The following is a 15,550-nucleotide window of genomic DNA, read 5'->3' as shown; positions in this document are numbered from 1 at the left end:
GCTCACTTGGCGTCTCCCTTGTCCGGACGGCTTTCGGTTTCCTTGGGTGCCTCAGGGGCCTTCCCGTCTTCGGTCTTGGCCGGAGCGGGTGCGGATTCCTTATCGGCGGCCTTTTCGTTCGCCTTGTCGCCAGCGCCAGTGTCGGCCTTGCTCTCGGTCGCCTTGGGCGTCGGAGCGGCGGCAGGCGCTGCGGGAGCCGGAGCCTTCTCGTCACCGGGAAGGATGTAGTCGGCGCCTTCCCACGGGCTCATGAAGTCGAACTGGCGCAGATCCTGCGCGAGGCTGACCGGCTCGTACACAACGCGCTTGTCCTCTTCGGAATAGCGCAGTTCCTGGTAGCCGGTGAGCGGGAAGTCCTTGCGGAACGGGTGGCCCTCGAAACCGTAGTCGGTGAGGATGCGGCGCAGGTCCTTGTTGCCGGCGAAGATCACGCCGTACATATCGAACACTTCGCGTTCCAGCCAGCCGGCGTTCGGCCACAGCGTGGTGATCGTCGGGACCGGGGTGTGCTCAGCCGCCGTCACCTTCGCCATGATGCGATGGTTCTTCGTGACCGAGAGCAGCATGTAGACGACTTCGAAACGCTCAGGACGCGACGGGTAGTCGACACCGGCGATTTCCATCATCTGCTGGTATTCGTGATCGTCACGCAGGATGCGCAGCGCGTTCTCGATCTCGTCACGCGCGATGGTGAGCACGATCTCGCCATGCTCCTCCTTCGCGGACACGACCTTGGGGCCCAGCGCGGCGACGAGAGCGTCGAGGACGCCTTCGTTCGAGGCGATCTTTGGAGCGGAATGCAGAACGGGCATCTGGCCTTACCTCTCGACGGTGCCCACGCGGCGGATCTTCCGCTGCAGCTGCATCACGCCATAGAGCAGCGCTTCGGCAGTCGGCGGGCAACCCGGCACGTAGATGTCGACGGGCACGATGCGGTCGCAGCCGCGCACCACCGAGTAGCTGTAGTGATAGTAGCCGCCGCCGTTGGCGCAGCTGCCCATCGAGATGACGTACTTCGGCTCCGACATCTGGTCGTAGACCTTGCGGAGCGCCGGGGCCATCTTGTTGCAGAGCGTGCCTGCCACGATCATCACGTCCGACTGGCGCGGGGAAGCGCGCGGCGCGGCGCCGAAGCGCTCCATGTCGTAGCGGGGCATGTTGACGTGAATCATCTCGACCGCGCAGCACGCGAGACCGAAAGTCATCCACCACAGCGAACCCGTGCGGGCCCACTGGAACAGTTCCTCGGTCGAGGTGACCAGGAAGCCCTTGTCGGACACTTCCTGATTGAGATCCTTGAAAAACGACTGGTCGGGCGCGGTGATCGCGCCGCCGACCGGCGACATCGGGGCCAGAGGCTGGCCCGCCGAGTTAACGAGCGTGCTCATTCCCAGTCCAAAGCTCCCTTTTTCCATGCATAGGCGAGGCCGATGGCCAGTTCGCCCAGGAATACCATCATCGTCGTCCAGCCGGCCCAGCCCGTCAGCTTGAGCGACACGGCCCAGGGGAACAGGAAGGCAGCTTCGAGGTCGAAGATGATGAAGAGGATCGCCACCAGGTAGAATCGCACGTCGAACTGGCTGCGCGGATCTTCGAAGGCGGGGAAGCCGCACTCATATTCGCTGTTCTTGTCGGCGCTGGGCTGGTGCGTGCCGGTCAGCCGGGCAACGCCCAGCGGAAGGAACACGATCACGGACGAAAGCCCAAGCGCGATCACCAGGAAGATGAGGATCGGCAGGTATTGCGACAGATCGGTCAATGTTCTTGCCTCTTACCGCGAATGCGACGTTGGCGGACTCGAATATGTCATGGTGAGCCCGTCAAGTTGGCGCGTCCTTAGGCCAGCCTACCGCGCCTCGCAAGGGTATCCCGGCACAATAATCCGCCATTCGCATTGCATTGCAACACGACAAAGTGTCCAATCCCGCAGTTTCCCGGCGCTTGCCCACCCCGAGGCGCCTGACGCAATCGTCAAGTCGCTTCGTGCAACCGGTTTATTGCGAATTGCTCGCGAAACGCGGCCGACATATCTTGGCAATCAGGCGGAGCTTCCCATCTCCGGAGGAAACCGGCGGGACGGTGTAGAGGCGGCTCGTACTGTCGCATCATTGCAATTGACGCAGCGCAACATTATCCCGTTCGTCAACTAGAACAGTCATCAGTGTGAAAGGTATGCCAATGGCCCAGATTTCGGCTTCCGACCCGATCGTCATCCTCTCTTATGCGCGCACCCCCATGGGCGGCCTGCAGGGCGTGCTGGCGGACGTATCGGCGACCGACCTCGGCGCGACTGCGGTGAAGGCCGCCGTCGAGCGCGCAGGCGTCGCTGGCGAAGACATCGAGCGAATCTACATGGGCTGCGTGCTGCCCGCCGGTCTCGGCCAGGCCCCTGCCCGCCAGGCCGCGCTGAAGGCCGGCCTGCCCAAATCGGTGCAGGCGACGACCGTCAACAAGGTCTGCGGCTCGGGCATGCAGACCGTCATCATGGGTGCCGAGGCGCTGGCCGCCGGTTCGCTCGACGTGGTGATCGCGGGCGGCATGGAATCGATGACCAACGCCCCGTATCTTTCGAAGAAGCACCGTTCGGGCGCACGCGCCGGTCATGACACGATCTACGACCACATGTTCCTCGACGGTCTGGAAGACGCCTACGAAGGCGGCTCGATGGGCTCGTTCGCGCAAGTCACCGCCGACGAATACCAGCTGACCCGCGAGAACCAGGACGATTACTCGATCGAGTCGCTGCGCCGCGCGCAGGAAGCGATCACCTCGGGCGCCTTCGCCGCGGAGATCGTCCCCGTCACCGTGAAGACCCGCAAGGGTGAAGTCGTCGTCGACACCGACGAGCAGCCGCCCAAGGGCAACCCGGACAAGATCCGCACCCTGCGCGCTGCCTTCGCCAAGGACGGCACCATCACTGCCGCCAGCTCCAGCTCGATCTCGGACGGTGCCGCCGCCGTGGTGCTGACGCGCAAGAGCGTTGCCGATGCCAAGGGCCTGACGCCGGTGGCCACCGTCGTCGGCGTCGAGGCTCACGCGCAGGAGCCGGCCAAGTTCACCACCGCCCCGGTCGGTGCAATCACCAAGCTGGTCGAGAAGGTGGGCTGGAACCTCGCCGACGTCGACCTGTTCGAAGTCAACGAAGCCTTCGCCTGCGTCGCCATGTTCGCGATGCACGACCTCGGCATCCCGCACGACAAGGTCAACATCCACGGCGGCGCGACCGCACTCGGCCATCCGATCGGCGCCTCGGGCACGCGCATCATCGTGACCCTCATCAACGCGCTGAAGGAAAAGGGCTTGAAGAAGGGCGTCGCCAGCCTTTGCATCGGCGGCGGCGAAGCCACCGCGATCGCGGTCGAACTGGCCTGATACAACGCTTGCCCGCATGACGATGCCCCCGCCCTCACCGGCGGGGGTTTTCGTGTCCGGCTTTGGCCCCGCGGCGGATGGCCTGTCCACCGGGTAGACATGACGCCCCATCCGGACCATGAGGCCCGGGCACCCGTTCACCAGCTCTGTCCGCCGCCGCAAGCGAGTCCGCGCCTTGAAATTGCCCCGCCACCCCTCGTTACGAGCCTTGCGCATCGCCCTGCGACGCCACGGCCCGGAAGCGCTGGTGTGGCGCCGACGCGTGGCCATAGTCGGCGGCGCGGTGCTGGTCGGTATCGTCGCCCTGCTCTTTGCCGATCTCGCGGACAGGGCCAACGCCCTGTTCCATCGGTTCGACGCATGGTGCTGGTGGGCGCCGCTGGTTGCCACGCCTGCCGGATTCGCTGCGATAGTCTGGCTCACCAACCGCTTCGCACCGCTTGCCAGAGGTTCCGGAATTCCGCAGGTCATGGCCGCGACCAAGGCGCCCGAAGCAGCATTGTCCACCCTCGTCTCCGCCCGCGCCGCCGTCGCCAAGTTCCTGCTGACCGCCGGCGCCCTGCTCGTCGGCGCATCGGTCGGACGCGAGGGGCCGACGGTGCAGATCGCTGCCGCCATCATGGGGCGCGTGCATCGCCTGCTGCGCATCCCGCTGCGTTCATCGGTCTACATCGCCGGTGGTGCCGCCGGAGTCGCCGCGGCGTTCAACACCCCGCTGGCCGGTGTCGCCTTTGCCATCGAGGAACTCGCCGCCGCTTACGAGCAGCGCATGACCCTGCTGGTCATGGCAGCCGTGCTGATCGCCGGCATGGTCAGCCTTGGCGTGGCGGGGGACTACATCTACTTCGGCGCCATGCGCGAAACCATGGGCATATCCCAGGCGCTGGTGGTCGCGCCGGTCGCCGGCGCAGTCGGCGGCATGGCTGGCGCACTGTTCTCGCGGCTGATGCTCGCCGCCGGGACTACGCCGCTGCGTCCGATCGCCTGGCTGCGCGCCCGCCCGGTCATCTTCGCCGCCCTCTGCGGCACCTTGGTCGCCGTGCTCGGGGTGACGACAGGGTTGACCTGGGGCACCGGCTACGAAAGCGCCAACAGCATCATAGCCGGGGGCGACGTTCCGGTATGGTTCGGCGCCGCCAAGTTCGCGACGACGCTGGCCACCGCCGTGTCGGGCCTGCCGGGCGGCATCTTCGCCCCCTCGTTGTCGATCGGCGCGGGCATCGGCGACCTCCTGCGCAGTGCATTTCCAGACTACCCTCCGGGCGCGGTCGTGCTGCTGGGGATGGTCGCCTATTTCACCGGGGTCGTGCGCGCACCGCTGACCGCCGTCATCATCATCTCGGAGACCACCGCCAGCCGGGGCCTGATGATGCCGCTGCTGGCCGCCGCGCTCGTCGGTGACTTCGCCGCCCAGTTCGTGTGCAAGGAAAAGCTGTACCACGGATTGTCGATGCGCTTCCTGAAAGCACAGGGCTGACGGCCGGCCGCCCCCGCGCCGCAAGCGCGGGAGCGGCCATCCAGATCAGGCCGGATCGCCGTCCTTGCCGGGCTCCGCACCGTCAACCGTTTCCGTGTTCTCCCACTGCTCCTCTTCTTCGCGCCGGCGGCGTCCGAACAGCGCGGCGATCCTGTTGCGCAGGACCGCGAAGCCCGCAACCAGCGCGATCAGGATCGGCTTGATGAACTTCAGCATGAGCGCGAAGATGCCAAGCTTCTTCGCCACCGCCAGGCCCACGCCCGCCGCGACGAGGCCGCCGATGCCATAGTCCGCCTTCTTGTCGGTCGAGGCATCGAAGTCGGCATAGCGCGAGCCGCTGTCGAACGATGCATGCGTGGTGAACGCCTTCGCCGCCTGGCGGATCGAGGGCAACTGGCTCATCGACGAGATGAAGTTGATGCTGAGCACCCCCCTGCGCCCCAGCGTGCGCACATCGTAGTTCAGCGTATGCACCGGTGTATCGGTGAACGAGAGATCCTGCGCCCAGACCACCGAGTGCGTTGCTGCATCGTAGCGGGGAGTCTCGGCCCAACCGGCGAGGTGGATGGCGGGATAGCCTTGCGCCTTGCGCTGCTCGTTGCGTTCCGCCTCGCCCTCCTGCATCTGCGAGAGCAGTTCGGCATAATCGGCCTCAGCCGCGTCGTCGTCGGAAACGAAGCCGGTATCCTCGTAAGTCACCACCGCGCCCCAGTTGTCGGACAGCGGCGATGCTCCAGCTGGCATCACCAGCCCGAGGACGTTCTCGCCGGCCTGCGGCGGATTGCCCCAGACCTGCACCAGGATCTTGCGGGCATCGGCCTGACCATAGAAATCGTAGGCGTCGCCGAGGTCGAGCGTGGCGTTGGCCTGAGCGATGGCGATCCTGCCGCGCTGCGGGTTCAGCGACTTGACCGCCTCCATCACCGCCGCCGGCACCTCGGGAGCGCTGGAACTGGTCGCAGCGGACGTAGTCTTCGGGGTAGTGGACTGGGCCTCGCCCAGCACGGGCGCAGCCGTCGCCGTAATCAGCGCCGCGATGACGGCGCAAGTCCATTTTTTCATGCAATACCCCCGAGTTAGCGGACGGGCATACTGCGCAATTCGCGATCTTCGTCAATAAACCGGCAACAAAAGCCCGCGCCCGGAATCAGTCGCGGCAGGTCACCGTGCCATCGGCCCGATAGGCAACACGTTCCTGCGCATCATGGACGATGAGCCGCGCCGGCCAGGTGTACTGGTCGCTCGGTACTCCGGCATCGGGCTGGCGGACGAGGTCGACCCAGCTGCTCAGCCCCACATACGTCGTGCGCGCCCCGCCCGGCAGGTCAGCCGCGAGGTCGCGCGCGGCATAGCGCTTGAGATCGCCGCCAACGCGCATGAATGCCTCGTCGCGCGTCGCGATGAAGACCGGCGCCTGCCCCTTCTTGCCGAAGCGGCAGCCCGGCTTGTCGAGGCCGTAGCGGGCGATGTCCGTCTGGGTGATCGGGATCGGGACAATCGGCTTGAACGGCTCGCGGCTCATGCGCTCCACCATCGCCACGTCGTGGGCATCCTCTGCCGCGCGTTTGGCGGGATCCTCTTCGCCGCACCCGGCCAGAAGCGCCAGGGCGATCGCCAACACAGCCATTCTTTGCATCACTTCCGCCCGAACAGTTTCTCGATGTCCTGATGAGCGAGTTTAACCAAGCTGGCGGCAGAAAAGACAGCCGCAAATCCTTGGTTTTCTCGCCCATGCATGGACATAACGCAGGGCGTAGGAGGAAGCTCCAAACCCAACAGCGCGAGACGTGATGTCTGATTTGGGTGGTTAGCAGGCATTGCTCCGACGAATCTTCTCGAAGTCAGGTGCTTGAAGGTCTCGCATTTCCGCTACATGCGGGCCGATATACAATGCCGCCAAATTACCTAGTCCATCATAATGGCAGGGAGAGTTTCCAATACCCGACACCACGTATTTTCCAATTCTGCGCTCGAAGCCTAGAGGCGTCCCGTCCGTCCACATACTGAGTTCGCCCCAGTATCCACTTGTCTCATTGTCCCATTGAGCCATCATTTCATCAAAGTCCGCACCGTTCATCTGAAACTTGCGCGTGCTGACGATACCTGTTGACCGATCTAGCACGGCAACTCTGCCCAAGGCATTGGTGCCGTTCCTTGCGAGCGATACTGCCATCCAGCGTTTACCGAATGAGGGCATCGCAACAAAGCGAAGGCTATCGTCGGCACGGTCGGATGATAGCGGAACGAAAGCCAAAAGTCGCTGTGCGTCATCAAGGATTACACCGCTCTTACGGGCAGATAGAGGGCTCATGATCGTAGCACCCATCTGCGCGACAAAAGGACGGAACGTGACGATGTAAATCGCCGCCAGCGTCGCAATTGCCACGCCAACCCAAAGAACGCGCTTTACTGTTGGGCCCCTAAAAACGTCCATTGCCTATATTTATCGACTGATTGAATGCCTGCAATGGGGCGTGAGCCGTCCCCTCACTTTCGACCGAACAGCTTCTCGATATCGCCGTGCGCCAATTTCACCCACGTAGGGCGCCCGTGGTTGCATTGGCCCGAACGCGGCGTGCGCTCCATTTCACGCAGCAGGGCGTTCATCTCCGCCACCGACAGCATGCGCCCTGCCCTGACCGAGCCGTGGCAGGCCATCGTCGCCAGCACGAGGTCGAGCTTCTCTCCCAGCAACAAGGCATCGCCGTTGCGCGCGAGGTCGTCGGCAACATCGCGCACCAGCGCCGAAACGTCGCTTTTCGAAAGCACCGATGGCACGGCGCGCACCAGCATCGCCGCCGGGCCAAAGCGCTCCAGCACAAGGCCATGGCGGGCGAGATCGCCGAGCTTATCCTCCAGCGCGTCGCAAGCGACTTCCTCGAGTTCGACCACCTCCGGCAGCAACAATGCCTGAGAGCGGTTCATGGCCGCCTCTGCGCCTGCCGCCTTGAGCTTTTCGAGCACGAGGCGCTCGTGCGCGGCGTGCTGGTCGACGATGACGAGGCCGTCTTCCGCCTCGGCGACGATGTACGTGCCCGCCACCTGCCCGCGCGCGACGCCCAGCGGATAGCGCAGTGCCTCCTCGCTCGCCTCCTGAGCCGCTTCGGCACGGGCGGCGGGCTGGGCCATCACCTCCGCCTCGTAGGAGCGCCAGGCCGCGCTTTCCTCCGACAAACGGGACGGCTGGTAGCCGGTGCGGGGGGCCGAATATTCGCGGGCGAACAACGAGCCGATCGACGGGGCGGGAGGCGGCGCCAGCGGCTCCACCTGCCACATGCCCATCGCCGAGGCCTGCGGCGGCTGCGCGCTCTTCTGACCCGCCGCTTCGAGCGCATGACGCAGCGCGCCGACCAGGAAGCCCCTTACGAAGGCCGGATCGCGAAAGCGTACCTCTGTCTTGGCCGGATGGACGTTGACGTCGACTTCCTCGGGAGGAATGTCGAGGAACAGCGCCAGAACCGCATGGCGATCGCGCGCCAGCATGTCCGAATAGGCCCCGCGCACCGCGCCGACGAGCAACTTGTCGCGCACCGGCCGGCCATTGACGAAAAGATACTGGTGATCGGCGACGCCGCGATTGTAGGTCGGCAAACCCGCAACCCCGGTAAGCCGCGCCGTGCCGCGCTCGGCCTCGATGACGACGCCGTCCTCTGCCAGTTCGCGTGCGATCAGGCGGCCGACGCGCGCCGCCAGTTCCTCTCGCGGCTGCACCGACAGGGCGCGGCGGCCATCGTGCTCCATGGTGAAACCGACATCGGGGCGCGCCATCGCCAGACGGCGCACGACGTCCTGGCAAGCGGCATATTCGGAACGCGGCGAACGCAGGAACTTGCGCCGCGCCGGCACCTTGCCGAACAGATCCTCGACCCGGATGCGCGTGCCCGGCGGCAGCGCGGCGGGGCCATCCGCCGCGACGATGCCGTGATCGACCACGCGCTTCCACCCTTCCGCCGCATCGTGTGGCCGGCTCTCGATGGTCAGCCGCGCGACCGAGCCGATCGAGGGCAGCGCCTCGCCCCGGAAGCCGAGCGTCGCGACCAGTTCGATCGCCTCGTCGGGCAGCTTGGAAGTGGCGTGGCGTTCCAACGCCAGCGCGATCTCGTCGGGGCGCATGCCGCAGCCGTCGTCGGTCACCTCGATCATGTCGAGCCCGCCCGAGGCGAGGCGCACGGTGATCTGGGTGGAGCCGGCGTCGATCGCGTTCTCGACCAGTTCCTTGAGCGCGGAAGCGGGCCGCTCCACCACTTCGCCTGCCGCGATGCGATTGACGAGATGTTCGGGCAGGCGGCGGATCGTGGGCATGGGCTTCGCTTCGCGCTTTTAAAATCGTCATACCGGCGCATGCCGGGACCGTGGGCCGTACTTAGCGGCAACCTGTCTTCAAGGCGACCGCCCTGAGAACGGCCCGCGGCCCTGGCATGACGTGTTATTCCAAGTCACCCGAAACCTAGCGACGAACCGCGATTAATTCGAGACGGACGCGGCCGGTTTCCCCCCGGAAATGACCACAAAATTTTGGCCTTTCCCGAATCGATGGGCTAAGGCGAGCCCTCCTACCCGCAACCCCCTGTCGTCGTTGTCGAGAATGATTCGGCAAACGATTGGTAAGAAACGGAATTTAGATGGCCGGCGTCTTCTCGCGATTCTTCAAACTCGGCTCCCAGAACATGGCGATCGACCTGGGCACAGCCAATACGCTCGTCTACGTGCAGGATCGCGGAATCGTGCTGAACGAGCCTTCGGTGGTCGCCATCGAGACGATGAACGGCGTCAAGAAGGTCAAGGCCGTCGGTGACGACGCCAAGATGATGATGGGCAAGACCCCCGACAACATCGAGGCCATCCGCCCGCTGCGCGACGGCGTCATCGCCGACATCGAGATCGCGGAAGAGATGATCAAGCACTTCATCCGCAAGGTGCACGGCAAGAAGAACCTGTTCCGCTACCCCGAGATTGTGATCTGCGTCCCCTCGGGCTCGACCTCGGTGGAGCGCCGCGCCATTCGCGATGCCGCCAGCAACGCGGGCGCCAGCCAAGTTTACCTGATCCTCGAGCCGATGGCTGCCGCGATCGGCGCCGACATGCCCGTCACCGAGCCGGTAGGCTCGATGGTGGTCGACATCGGCGGCGGCACCACCGAAGTCGCGGTGCTTTCGCTGCGCGGCCTCGCCTACACCACCTCGGTGCGCGTGGGCGGTGACAAGATGGACGAATCGATCGTCTCCTACGTCCGCCGCCACCACAACCTGCTGATCGGCGACGCCACGGCGGAGCGCATCAAGAAGGACTACGGCATCGCCATCATGCCGGCCGACGGCGTGGGCGAGACGATCCACATCAAGGGCCGCGACCTCGTCAACGGCGTGCCCAAGGAAATCACCATCACCCAGGCCAACGTCGCCGAGGCGCTGGCCGAGCCGATCGGCCAGATCATCGAAGGCGTGCGCATCGCTCTCGAGAACACGGCGCCGGAACTCGCCGCCGACATCGTCGACCAGGGCATCGTCCTGACCGGCGGCGGCGCGCTGATCCAGGGCCTCGACGACTACCTGCGCGAGGAAACCGGCCTGCCCGTCAGCGTTGCGGAAGATCCGCTGTCCTGCGTCGCGCTCGGCACCGGCCGCGCGATGGAAGACCCGATCTATCGCGGCGTCCTGATGTCCGCCTAATCGAATTGGGCACCGCGCCTTGCGAGGCGCGGGTTCCCTGAGGGGCGCGGCGGACCTCCTGCACCGGACCGCCGCGCGGGAATGACAGGAGTGCATGGCGCATGGCACCGCCAGCCAATCGGCGCTCCGGCTTTTCGCGCAGGGCGCAATACACGACGTTCTTCCATTACGCCGCCGGCGTGCTTGGCGCGGTGGTGGGGGTGATCCTGCTCGTCGTCTCGATCGTCAACCCGAACGCGTTCTCGATGCTGCGCGGCGCGGCGGCGGACCTGACGGAATCGCCGGCCCAGGCGACCGCCGGCACCCGCCGCGCCAGCAAGGACTTCATCGGCGAGATCGGCGGCTTTTTCCAGTCCGGCCGCGAGCATGCGCGGCTGGAGCGTGAACTGGCCGAGGCCAAGGTGCGTCTCGCGAAGGCCCAGGCCACCGAGAACGAGAACCGCCGCCTGAAGCAGTTGCTGGACTTGCGCGAGGATGACGCGCAGCCCGTCGCCTATGCCCGGCTGGTCAGTTCCACCGGCGCCAGCACGCGCCGCTTCGCGACGCTCGGCGCCGGTGCCGACAAGGGCGTGGTCAAGGGCATGCCGGTGCGCGCGCCCACCGGGCTGGTCGGCCGCGTGCTGGAAGTCGGCGCATCGAGCGCGCGCGTACTGCTTATCACCGATACCGAAAGCATCGTGCCGGTGCGCCGTGCGAAGGACGGGATCCCGGCTTTCGCGCAAGGCCACGGCGACGGCACCATCCGCATCCGCCTCGTCAATCTGGGGCTCAACCCACTGCGCAAGGGCGACGTGATGGTGACTTCGGGATCGGGCGGCCTCTATCGCCCGGGCACCCCGCTCGCGGTCGTCACCGAACTGCTGCGCGACGGCGCGGTGGCGCGGGTGCTGAGCAACCCTTCGGACACCGACTACGTCGTCGTCGAAAGGGCCTGGGCCCCTCCGCCGCCCCCTCCCCCCGCCGAGCCCGCCCCGGGGAGCGAGTGAGCATGGCGCTCTTGTCCGGCAACGACACCGTGGTCAGGCAGAGGATCAACCGCAAGCCCTCGCGCACGATCGCGAGCGCGGTGCCCTGGCTGACCGTCATGCTCGGGTCGCTCGCACCGGGCTGGCTGCTGATCGCCTCGGCCCCGGTGCTGCCGCCGCTCGGCTTCCTGATCTTCGTCGCCTGGCGGCAGTTGCGCCCCGGCCTGCTGCCGATGTGGGCCGGTCTGCCGCTCGGCCTGGTCGACGACCTGTTCTCCGGCTCGCCCTTCGGCACCGCCGTCCTCTTGTGGTCAATCGCGACGATCGTGCTGGACAATGTCGAGGCCCGCCTGCCCTGGCGCAACTTCCTGACCGAGTGGCTGGTGGCGAACGGTCTCATCGTGGCGTATATCGTGCTGTGCCTCGGCGTGTCGAACATCGCCGGAGCCTCCGCCCCCCTTCGAGTCATCGTGCCCCAGGTTCTGATTTCCGTGATTTCCTATCCGCTCGTCGGCCGTTTCGTGGCCCTGATGGACCGTCTGCGGCTCACGCCCTTCGTGGTCATGCGATGAAGTTCAATTTCCGGCGCCTGCTGCGTCCGTCGCACGTCACCACCGGCACCCTGCGCAACAGCTTCGACCGCCGCACGATCGTGATCGGCGGCATCCAGGGCGGCATCGGCTGCCTGCTGGCCGCGCGAATGACTTATCTCTCGGTGTTCGAGAACGAGAAGTACAAGCTCAAGGCTGAAAGCAACCGCGTCAACCTCTCGCTGATCCCGCCACGCCGGGGCTGGATCTTCGACCGCAACGGACAGCCGCTGGCGTCGAACCGCGCCGACTTCCGTGTCGACGTCATCCCCGAGCGGATGACCGACCCCGACCGCACCATCGCCGAACTGGGCAAGCTGCTTTCGCTCACCCCGATCGCGATGCAGGATCTGCAGGACAAGCTGGAACGCGCGCACGGCTTCGCGCCTGTCGAGGTCGCCTCGCGGCTCGACATGGAGCGCTTTGCGGCCGTCAGCGTGCGCCTGCCGGACCTGCCGGGGGTCGTCACCCAGCGCGGTTATTCGCGCTTCTATCCCACCGGACCTTCGGTCGGCCACCTGATCGGCTACGTCGGCGCCGCCTCGGCCGAGGAGTACGAGAAGGACCACGACCCCGTCCTCATCACCCCGGGCTACAAGGTCGGCAAGGACGCGCTCGAGAAGTTCTACGAGAAGGATCTGCGCGGCAAGCCCGGTGCGCGCCGTGTCGAGGTTACGGCATCCGGCCGCATCGTGCGCGACCTCGACACGCGCGAGGACGTTCCCGGCAAGACGATCAAGCTGACCATCGACGCCGCCATCCAGGATTACGCCGCCCGCCGGATCGGCCCGGAATCGGCTGCCGTGGTAGTGATGGACTGCCAGACCGGCGACGTGCTCGCGATGTGCTCGATGCCCAGCTTCGATCCCAACAGCTTCTCCGACGGCATCGGCCGCCTCGAATGGAAGATGTTGTCGGACGACGACCATGTGCCGCTGCGCAACAAGGTGCTGCGCGGGCTCTATCCGCCAGGATCGACGGTCAAGCCGATGGTGGCGCTCTCGTTCATGGAAGCGGGCCTCGATCCGAACGAATCGGTGTTCTGCGGCGGCGGCCTGCGCGTGGGCAACCGCGTGTTCCACTGCTGGAACCATCGCGGCCACGGCCAGGTCAACATGGCCAAGGGCATCTACCAGAGCTGCGACGTCTACTTCTATCACTTCGCCCAGCGCATCGGCATGGACCCGATCGCCGCCATGGCCAAGCGCCTGGGGCTGGGGCAGGAATTCCCGCTGCCGGTGGCCGGCCAGTCCTACGGCACCGTGCCCAGCCCGGCGTGGAAGCTCAAGAAGTACGGCAAGGAGTGGCAGACCTTCGACACGGTCAACGCCACGATCGGCCAGGGCTACTTCCTGGTGAACCCGCTGCAACAGGCGATCCAGGCCTCGCGCCTCGCCAGCGGCCGCATCATCATGCCGCGCCTGATCCACGGCCACGAAAACGAGCAGCAGCCCTCGATGGGCATTCCGGCCGATCACCTCGCCTACATCCACCAGGCCATGTCCGACGTCGCCAACGGCCCCGGCTCGGCTCCGCATGCGAGGCTGCCGTTCCCCGACATCAAGCTTGCCGGCAAGACCGGTACGGCGCAGGTGGTCGGCCTCAATGTCGGCAACGGCAAGGGCGGCTTGTGGAAGCACCGGGATCACGGCCACTTCATCTGTTTCGCGCCGGCCGAAGCACCGCGATACGCCTGTTCCGTCGTCGTCGAGCATGGTGGCGGCTCCGGCTCCGCCTATCCGATCGCGCGTGACGTGATGACCTATATCTTCGACCGGCAGAAGGGGATGGATATCCTCCTCGAACTGGAAAAGACCTGGGGCGGCACCGCCAAGGAACGGCTCGATGCGCGCTTCCGCTCCTATAGCGCGCAATATGGCGTCAGCGCGCCCAAGGTCTCGCCCGAAGAGGAGAGCCGCCGCCTGCAGGGCGCGGACGACCCCGACGAGCCGCGCCAGCCCATCAGCGGGGCGCAGTCCCCCGCGCCCGAGCCCGACGCCGCCGACCGGCCCGAGCCCGTCCCGACGCCCGCCGCTCCCACGCCCACACCCTCGACCGGAGGCCAGACGCCATGAACCGCTCGATCGTGCCGGAAGCGATCTCGCGCCAGCCCTGGCAGATGATCATTCCCTTGTGCGGGCTCGTCTCGCTGGGCGCGGCGGTGCTCTATTCGGCGGCGGGCGGCAGCCTGCAGCCTTACGCGCTGAGCCATGTCGTGCGCTTCTGCCTGTTTCTCGTCATGGCGGTCGGCATCTCGCGCGTCAGCCGCAACTTCTTTCGCCTGGTCGCCTATCCGGTCTACGGCGGCATCCTGGTGCTGCTGGTGCTGGTCGAGTTGATCGGCGCGGTCGGCGGCGGCAGCCAGCGCTGGCTGAACCTCGGCTTCATGTCGCTCCAGCCTTCGGAATTGATGAAACCCGCGATCGTCCTCGTCCTCGCACGGTTCTACGAGACCTTGCCCCATGCGATGACCGCAAGCTGGCGCGGGCTGGTCCCTGCCGGCGTGCTGATAGGGATTCCGGCGCTGTTCGTGATGATCCAGCCCGATCTCGGCACGGCGCTGGCGATCTGTTTCGGAGGCGTGGTGACGATGTTCCTCGCCGGGCTGCCCTTGTGGTGGTTCGTCGGCGCGGGCGGTACCCTGATGGTGATCGCGCCGATCGCCTTCTTCACCCTGCTTCACGACTATCAGCGCAACCGCGTCCTGGTGTTCCTCGACCCGGAGGCCGATCCGCTCGGCACCGGCTATCACATCACCCAGTCCAAGATCGCGATCGGTTCCGGCGGGGTCTTCGGCAAGGGCTTCGGCAACGGCACCCAGAGCCACCTGCAATACCTGCCCGAGCCGCACACGGACTTCGTATTCGCCACCATGTCCGAGGAATGGGGACTGATGGGCGGGCTGTTCGTGCTGTTCGTATTCACGGTGGTACTGGGCTGGGGCCTGGGCGTGGCGCGGCGGGCGCCCGACCGGTTCTCCAGCCTGCTGGCAGCCGGCATGATGACCACGATGTTCTTCTACGTCATGATCAACCTGATGATGGTGATGGGCCTGGCACCGGTCGTGGGCATTCCCCTGCCCTTCATGAGCCACGGCGGTACATCGATGCTGACGAACATGATCTGCCTTGGCACGATCATGGCCGTAAACCGTTGGAATCAGGGAAGAGGTTCGCTGCGTTGAGGGCCGCGTAAAACTTTTTCACATTTTCGCTTCCAATGTGAAAATCTGCCGTTATAGGGGCCTCTCCGCCGCCGACCGGCGGGGCCGCAAGGCCCTTCGAGGACAGGTAGCGTGGACGCATAGCTCAGTTGGTAGAGCAGCTGACTCTTAATCAGCGGGTCCTTGGTTCGAGCCCAAGTGCGTCCACCATCCTATTCTGCGAAGACCCTGTGGGGACGCATAGCTCAGTTGGTAGAGCAGCTGACTCTTAATCAGCGGGTCCTTGGTTCGAGCCCAAGTGCGTCCACCACCCT

At 65.7% G+C, this 15,550-nt stretch carries 14 protein-coding genes and 2 tRNA genes; 9 read left to right on the top strand and 7 right to left on the bottom strand.

The features are described 5' to 3' along the window. Positions 1 to 2: 2 nt before the first annotated feature. Genes V2S85_RS00140 through V2S85_RS00130 form a run of 3 tightly spaced genes read right to left on the bottom strand, consistent with a single transcriptional unit; the run spans position 3 to position 1,759 of the window. Positions 3 to 812: an NADH-quinone oxidoreductase subunit C gene (locus tag V2S85_RS00140; RefSeq protein ID WP_330700870.1), complete on the bottom strand. Its 810-nt coding sequence runs from the start codon at positions 810 to 812 to the stop codon at positions 3 to 5. A 6-nt stretch (positions 813 to 818) separates the two neighbouring features. After that, a complete protein-coding gene (locus V2S85_RS00135; RefSeq protein WP_197524448.1) occupies positions 819 to 1,346 on the bottom strand; it encodes a NuoB/complex I 20 kDa subunit family protein in 528 nt (175 codons plus the stop codon). A 38-nt stretch (positions 1,347 to 1,384) separates the two neighbouring features. Beyond that, a complete protein-coding gene (locus V2S85_RS00130; RefSeq protein WP_008833064.1) occupies positions 1,385 to 1,759 on the bottom strand; it encodes an NADH-quinone oxidoreductase subunit A in 375 nt (124 codons plus the stop codon). A 419-nt stretch (positions 1,760 to 2,178) separates the two neighbouring features. On the opposite strand from V2S85_RS00130, the gene V2S85_RS00125 reads away from it, so the two are divergent. Both V2S85_RS00125 and V2S85_RS00120 read left to right on the top strand, forming a co-directional pair. Next, positions 2,179 to 3,372, top strand: a complete 1,194-nt coding sequence (locus V2S85_RS00125; RefSeq protein WP_008833065.1) for an acetyl-CoA C-acyltransferase — start codon at positions 2,179 to 2,181, stop codon at positions 3,370 to 3,372. 181 nt (positions 3,373 to 3,553) lie between these two features. After that, positions 3,554 to 4,849: a chloride channel protein gene (locus V2S85_RS00120; protein WP_330701372.1), complete on the top strand. Its 1,296-nt coding sequence runs from the start codon at positions 3,554 to 3,556 to the stop codon at positions 4,847 to 4,849. A 45-nt stretch (positions 4,850 to 4,894) separates the two neighbouring features. Here the strand turns inward: V2S85_RS00120 and V2S85_RS00115 are convergent, their stop codons facing one another. From V2S85_RS00115 to mutL, 4 genes are all read right to left on the bottom strand, one after another. After that, positions 4,895 to 5,911, bottom strand: a complete 1,017-nt coding sequence (locus V2S85_RS00115; RefSeq protein WP_330700869.1) for a DUF2167 domain-containing protein — start codon at positions 5,909 to 5,911, stop codon at positions 4,895 to 4,897. A gap of 85 nt (positions 5,912 to 5,996) precedes the next feature. Then, positions 5,997 to 6,476, bottom strand: a complete 480-nt coding sequence (locus V2S85_RS00110; RefSeq protein WP_330700868.1) for a hypothetical protein — start codon at positions 6,474 to 6,476, stop codon at positions 5,997 to 5,999. 180 nt (positions 6,477 to 6,656) lie between these two features. Further along, a complete protein-coding gene (locus tag V2S85_RS00105; protein WP_330700867.1) occupies positions 6,657 to 7,235 on the bottom strand; it encodes a hypothetical protein in 579 nt (192 codons plus the stop codon). Positions 7,236 to 7,336: 101 nt separating this feature from the next. Then, entirely contained in the window at positions 7,337 to 9,151 is a 1,815-nt protein-coding gene (mutL, locus tag V2S85_RS00100) for a DNA mismatch repair endonuclease MutL (protein WP_330700866.1), read from the bottom strand. A 320-nt stretch (positions 9,152 to 9,471) separates the two neighbouring features. On the opposite strand from mutL, the gene V2S85_RS00095 reads away from it, so the two are divergent. The 7 genes from V2S85_RS00095 (at position 9,472) to V2S85_RS00065 (ending at position 15,546) form a co-directional block, all read left to right on the top strand. Further along, complete coding sequence (locus V2S85_RS00095; protein ID WP_330700865.1) at positions 9,472 to 10,518, top strand: rod shape-determining protein; 1,047 nt, start codon at positions 9,472 to 9,474, stop codon at positions 10,516 to 10,518. 101 nt (positions 10,519 to 10,619) lie between these two features. Next, positions 10,620 to 11,504 (top strand): rod shape-determining protein MreC, encoded by an 885-nt coding sequence (gene mreC, locus V2S85_RS00090; protein ID WP_330700864.1) that lies wholly within the window; start codon positions 10,620 to 10,622, stop codon positions 11,502 to 11,504. Positions 11,505 to 11,506: 2 nt separating this feature from the next. Continuing rightward, on the top strand, positions 11,507 to 12,055 hold the full coding sequence (gene mreD / locus V2S85_RS00085; RefSeq protein ID WP_330700863.1) for a rod shape-determining protein MreD: 549 nt from the start codon (positions 11,507 to 11,509) through the stop codon (positions 12,053 to 12,055). Continuing rightward, a complete protein-coding gene (mrdA, locus tag V2S85_RS00080; protein WP_330700862.1) occupies positions 12,052 to 14,148 on the top strand; it encodes a penicillin-binding protein 2 in 2,097 nt (698 codons plus the stop codon). Before mreD ends, mrdA begins: the two co-directional genes overlap by 4 nt. Further along, complete coding sequence (rodA, locus tag V2S85_RS00075) at positions 14,145 to 15,257, top strand: rod shape-determining protein RodA (RefSeq protein ID WP_330700861.1); 1,113 nt, start codon at positions 14,145 to 14,147, stop codon at positions 15,255 to 15,257. Before mrdA ends, rodA begins: the two co-directional genes overlap by 4 nt. Before the next feature lie 113 nt (positions 15,258 to 15,370). Continuing rightward, a tRNA-Lys gene (locus V2S85_RS00070) sits at positions 15,371 to 15,446 on the top strand. A gap of 24 nt (positions 15,447 to 15,470) precedes the next feature. Further along, a tRNA-Lys gene (locus V2S85_RS00065) sits at positions 15,471 to 15,546 on the top strand. The last annotated feature ends 4 nt before the right edge of the window (positions 15,547 to 15,550 follow it).

This window comes from Novosphingobium resinovorum, from assembly GCF_036352595.1.
GTDB lineage: Bacteria > Pseudomonadota > Alphaproteobacteria > Sphingomonadales > Sphingomonadaceae > Novosphingobium > Novosphingobium resinovorum_B.
The sequence above is the reverse complement of the archived record's forward strand: the minus strand, read 5'-3'. Positions and strand labels throughout refer to the sequence as shown.